At 63.2% G+C, this 4,074-nt stretch carries 5 protein-coding genes; 3 read left to right on the forward strand and 2 right to left on the reverse strand.

The annotated features are described in order from the left end of the window. Window positions 1–270, reverse strand: a 270-nt coding sequence (locus I5W_RS10590) for a hypothetical protein (RefSeq protein ID WP_044529193.1), incomplete at its 3' end; no start/stop codon positions are given. 188 nt (window positions 271–458) lie between these two features. On the opposite strand from I5W_RS10590, the gene ompR reads away from it, so the two are divergent. From ompR to I5W_RS10605, 3 genes are all read left to right on the forward strand, one after another. Then, window positions 459–1,220, forward strand: coding sequence for an osmolarity response regulator transcription factor OmpR (gene ompR, locus I5W_RS10595; protein ID WP_017451038.1), 762 nt, complete (start codon window positions 459–461; stop codon window positions 1,218–1,220). A gap of 37 nt (window positions 1,221–1,257) precedes the next feature. Further along, window positions 1,258–2,619: a sensor histidine kinase gene (locus I5W_RS10600; RefSeq protein WP_199901729.1), complete on the forward strand. Its 1,362-nt coding sequence runs from the start codon at window positions 1,258–1,260 to the stop codon at window positions 2,617–2,619. Window positions 2,620–2,647: 28 nt separating this feature from the next. Next, window positions 2,648–3,181: a flagellar protein FlhE gene (locus I5W_RS10605; protein WP_044529195.1), complete on the forward strand. Its 534-nt coding sequence runs from the start codon at window positions 2,648–2,650 to the stop codon at window positions 3,179–3,181. Window positions 3,182–3,187: 6 nt separating this feature from the next. Here I5W_RS10605 and radA read toward each other — a convergent pair. Then, the coding region (gene radA, locus I5W_RS10610) for a DNA repair protein RadA (RefSeq protein WP_044529196.1) at window positions 3,188–4,074 on the reverse strand (887 nt) is incomplete at its 5' end.

Below are 4,074 nucleotides of genomic sequence, written 5' to 3' on the forward strand. Positions count from 1 at the left end.
GCGGTAGATATCCTGGCCCACTTCGTGATTCTGGCGACGCAGTTCGCGGCGTTCATCGGCACTGAGCTTGCCGTTGCGGCGCTGTCCCTGTTCGCTGCCCATCTGGCTGCGCTGCTCTTCGGATGGGAAGTCGCTTACGTGCTGCCTGAACTCACCCGGCTGCCCCGGCATCGGCCGGCCGCCCTGGGGTGGGGCCGCCAACGCGGCCGCTCCCACACCGAGCGCCAGCATCGCTGCCAGACATAGCTTGTTGAGGACTGCAATCTTCATAATGCGATTTTTTCCGGGGACAGAGAATCAGGGAGAGAAAGCAGTGACGACGTTGCTTTCCCGACGTGATTCCAGTTTAGGCCGCAGGCCGCGATGGTATAAGATGATTAAGGTAAGGGATGTAACAGTTTGTAATGGATCAATAGACCCGACTTGCTCAAAATCGCCAAGACGCTACCATAGGCAACATGAATACAACCAACGGCAACAATACTAATACGACAACTTCCGCCAATCAATTCAAAGTATTGGTGGTGGATGACGACATTCGTCTGCGCGACCTGCTGCGTCGCTACCTCACCGAGCAAGGCTTCAACGTGGTCACGGCCGAAAACGCCCAGGCCATGAACAAGCTCTGGATCCGCGAGCGCTACGACCTGCTGGTGCTGGACCTGATGCTGCCCGGCGAAGACGGCCTGGCCATCTGCCGCCGCCTGCGCGGCGCCGGCGACCAGACGCCGATCATCATGCTCACCGCCAAGGGCGAGGACGTGGACCGCATCATCGGCCTGGAAATGGGGGCCGACGACTACCTCCCCAAGCCGTTCAACCCGCGTGAACTGGTGGCCCGCATCAATGCGGTGCTGCGCCGCAAGGGCCCCGATGAACTACCGGGCGCACCGTCCGAAACCCCGGAAACCTTCGAATTCGGCGATTTCATCCTGGACCTGGGCACCCGCACCCTGAAAAAGAATGGCGAAACCATCTCGCTGACGACCGGGGAGTTCTCGGTACTGAAGGTTTTTGCACGCAATGCCCGCCAACCGCTGTCGCGCGAGAAGCTCATGGAAATGGCGCGTGGTCGCGAATATGAAGTATTCGACCGCAGCCTGGACGTGCAGATTTCGCGCCTGCGCAAGCTGATCGAACCAGACCCGGCCAATCCACTGTACATCCAGACCGTATGGGGCCTGGGCTATGTCTTCATCCCGGAAGGGAAACCGCGCTGATCACCCGCTTCACCCCCGACCTGCAGGCCGCTTGCCGATGAAAGTCCGTACTNCATCAGGATGGTTCAGCAACGGCCTGTTCTGGCGCACGTTCTTCCTCCTGACCTTCCTGATCACCGCCAGCATGGTGGCCTGGGTGGCCAGCTTCCGCATGGTCGAACGCGGCCCGCGCGCCGAGCAACTGGCCGCACAGATCGTGTCGGTGGTCACCATCACCCGCGCCGCCCTCACCCACTCCGCACCCGAGATGCGGCGTGAGCTGCTGTTCGACCTGGCCAGCAACGAAGGCATCCGCATCTATCCGCTGGAAAAGACCGACCGCATCGTCCCGCCCGAGGATTCGCCCATCGTCCCCGAGCTGGAGTACTACGTGCGCCAGTCGCTGGATGAGAACACCATCTTTGCCTCCAGCGTCAACGAGGTGGAGGGTTTCTGGATCAGCTTCAACATCGATGATGACCAGTATTGGCTCATGCTCGACCGCGGTCGCCTGGATCGCACTTCCAGCCTGCAATGGCTGGGTTGGGGCTCGATTGCACTATTCCTGTCATTGATCGGTGCGGTCTTCATCTCCACCCTCATCAACCAGCCACTGGCCCGATTGACGGCCGCCGCGCGTGCCATCGCCAAGGGGCGCCAGCCGGAACCGCTACCTGAGTCCGGGCCCACCGAGATCGAAGAAGCCAACCGCAGCTTCAACCAGATGGTGGCCGACCTCAACCGCATCGAGTCAGACCGCGCCCTGATCCTGGCCGGCATCTCGCACGACCTGCGCACACCCCTGGCGCGGATGCAACTGGAAGTGGAGATGGCCAACCTGTCCGATGAATCGCGTGACGGGATGCACTCGGACCTGGCGCAGATGGACAGCATCATCGGCCAGTTCCTGGACTACGCGAAACCCTTCGATACCAACACCCTGGAAACCATCGACCTGGCTGGACTTCTGGAAGACGTGGCGGCCAAGTCCAGCCGTCTGGCCGACGTGAAGATCACGACCCAGATCACCCCGGCCACCGAGGTTGCCGGCAACGGCACCGAACTGGCACGGGTGTTCAGCAACCTGGTCGAGAACGCCCGCCGCTACGGCAAGACCGCCGATAGCGACTGCGCCGAAATCCATATCCGCAGCCGCATCGAGGGCCAGCAAGTGGTGGTGGAAGTGTTCGACCATGGCTCGGGGGTGCCGGAGAACGAATGCGAACGCCTGCTGCGCCCCTTCACCCGTCTCGATACCGCACGCGGCCAGGCCAATGGCTCCGGGCTGGGCCTGGCCATCGTCAACCGCATCGTGCTCAAGCACAATGGCAAGCTGGTCTTGAAGGGACATGAAGAACACTACGGCGGCCTGCTGGTGCAGATTTCTCTGCCGTTGAAGGGGCATCGCCGTCATGCCTGAGCGCACCAGCCAATGGAGAGTCTGGCCCATGCTGGCCTGCGCCCTCCTGCCCGGTCTGGCCCTGGCGCAGACCTATGCCGACCGCAACCTGAGCATCCCGCCCGTGGGGGGTAACGGCGGTCAGCGCCCCATCGTGATCGTCTCCCCGGTCGTTCCCTCCGGCCCTTCCCCGCTGGTGCCGCAGGCGCATGGGAATGGCCCGGCCGGTGCCTATGCCTCCGACGAACCGGGGCCGGACATCCGCGCCCGCAATGCCGACTATGTCACGCAATTCAAGGTAGTGGGACAGGTGCCGCCGGGCGCCACCATCAGCAAGGTCAGCTGGCGCTATACGCTGGCCAGCAAGCCAGCCGGTTTCGAGGCGCGGCTGTGCTGGCAGGATGCGGGATTATGCTGGGATGTGAGCGACGCCAACGCCGGCAGCACCGACTTCTTCAATGGCCGCGACGCCACCCGCCCCTTCCAGCTGCATTACAGCCTGCGCGGCACCGCGCGCACTGGCGAGGCGCCCATCAAGGGCGAAGTCAATCAGGTCATCGTCACCTTCGCCACGCCCGGCTGAAACTCTTCAGGCGGCGTAATCGTCGATCTCGCGCGCCTTCTGCAAGGCGTCGTCAATGCGCTCCACGGCAATCACCTTCAAGCCCTCGATGGCCTGCTTGGGCGCATTGGCCTTGGGGATCACGGCGATGGAAAAGCCCAGCTTGGCTGCCTCGCGCAAGCGCTCCTGACCGCGCGGGGCGGGACGGATCTCGCCGGCCAGACCGACTTCCCCGAACACCACCAGCCCACGCGGCAGGGGCTTGTTGCGCATCGAGGAATTGATGGCCAGCAGCACCGCCAAGTCGGCAGCCGGCTCGGTAATCTTCACGCCACCGACTGCATTGATGAACACATCCTGATCGAAGGCGGCCACGCCGGCATGTCGATGCAGCACGGCCAGGAGCATCGCCAGCCGGTTCTGCTCCAGGCCCACCGATAGCCGGCGCGCATTGGGCACGTGCGAGCTGTCCACCAGCGCCTGGATTTCCACCAGCAGCGGACGCGTGCCCTCCTGGGTCACCATGACGCAGGAGCCTGGCACCTGATTCTCATGCTGCGACAGGAACAGGGCCGAAGGATTGGAGACCCCCTTCAAGCCCTTCTCGGTCATGGCGAACACGCCCAGTTCGTTGACCGCGCCAAAGCGGTTCTTGAAGGCGCGCACCAGGCGGAAGCTGGAATGGGTATCGCCCTCGAAGTAGAGCACCGTATCGACGATGTGCTCCAGCACGCGCGGGCCGGCCAGCGCGCCTTCCTTGGTCACGTGGCCAACCATGATGATGGTGATGCCGGAAGTCTTGGCGACCCGCGTCATTTGCGCCGCGCATTCGCGCACCTGCGCCACCGAGCCGGGAGCCGAGGTCAACGCATCCGAATACAGGGTCTGGATGGAGTCGATCACCGCCACTTCGG

Origin of the sequence: Herbaspirillum sp. B65, from assembly GCF_000333555.1 — a bacterium.
Taxonomy (GTDB): domain Bacteria; phylum Pseudomonadota; class Gammaproteobacteria; order Burkholderiales; family Burkholderiaceae_D; genus Herbaspirillum; species Herbaspirillum rubrisubalbicans.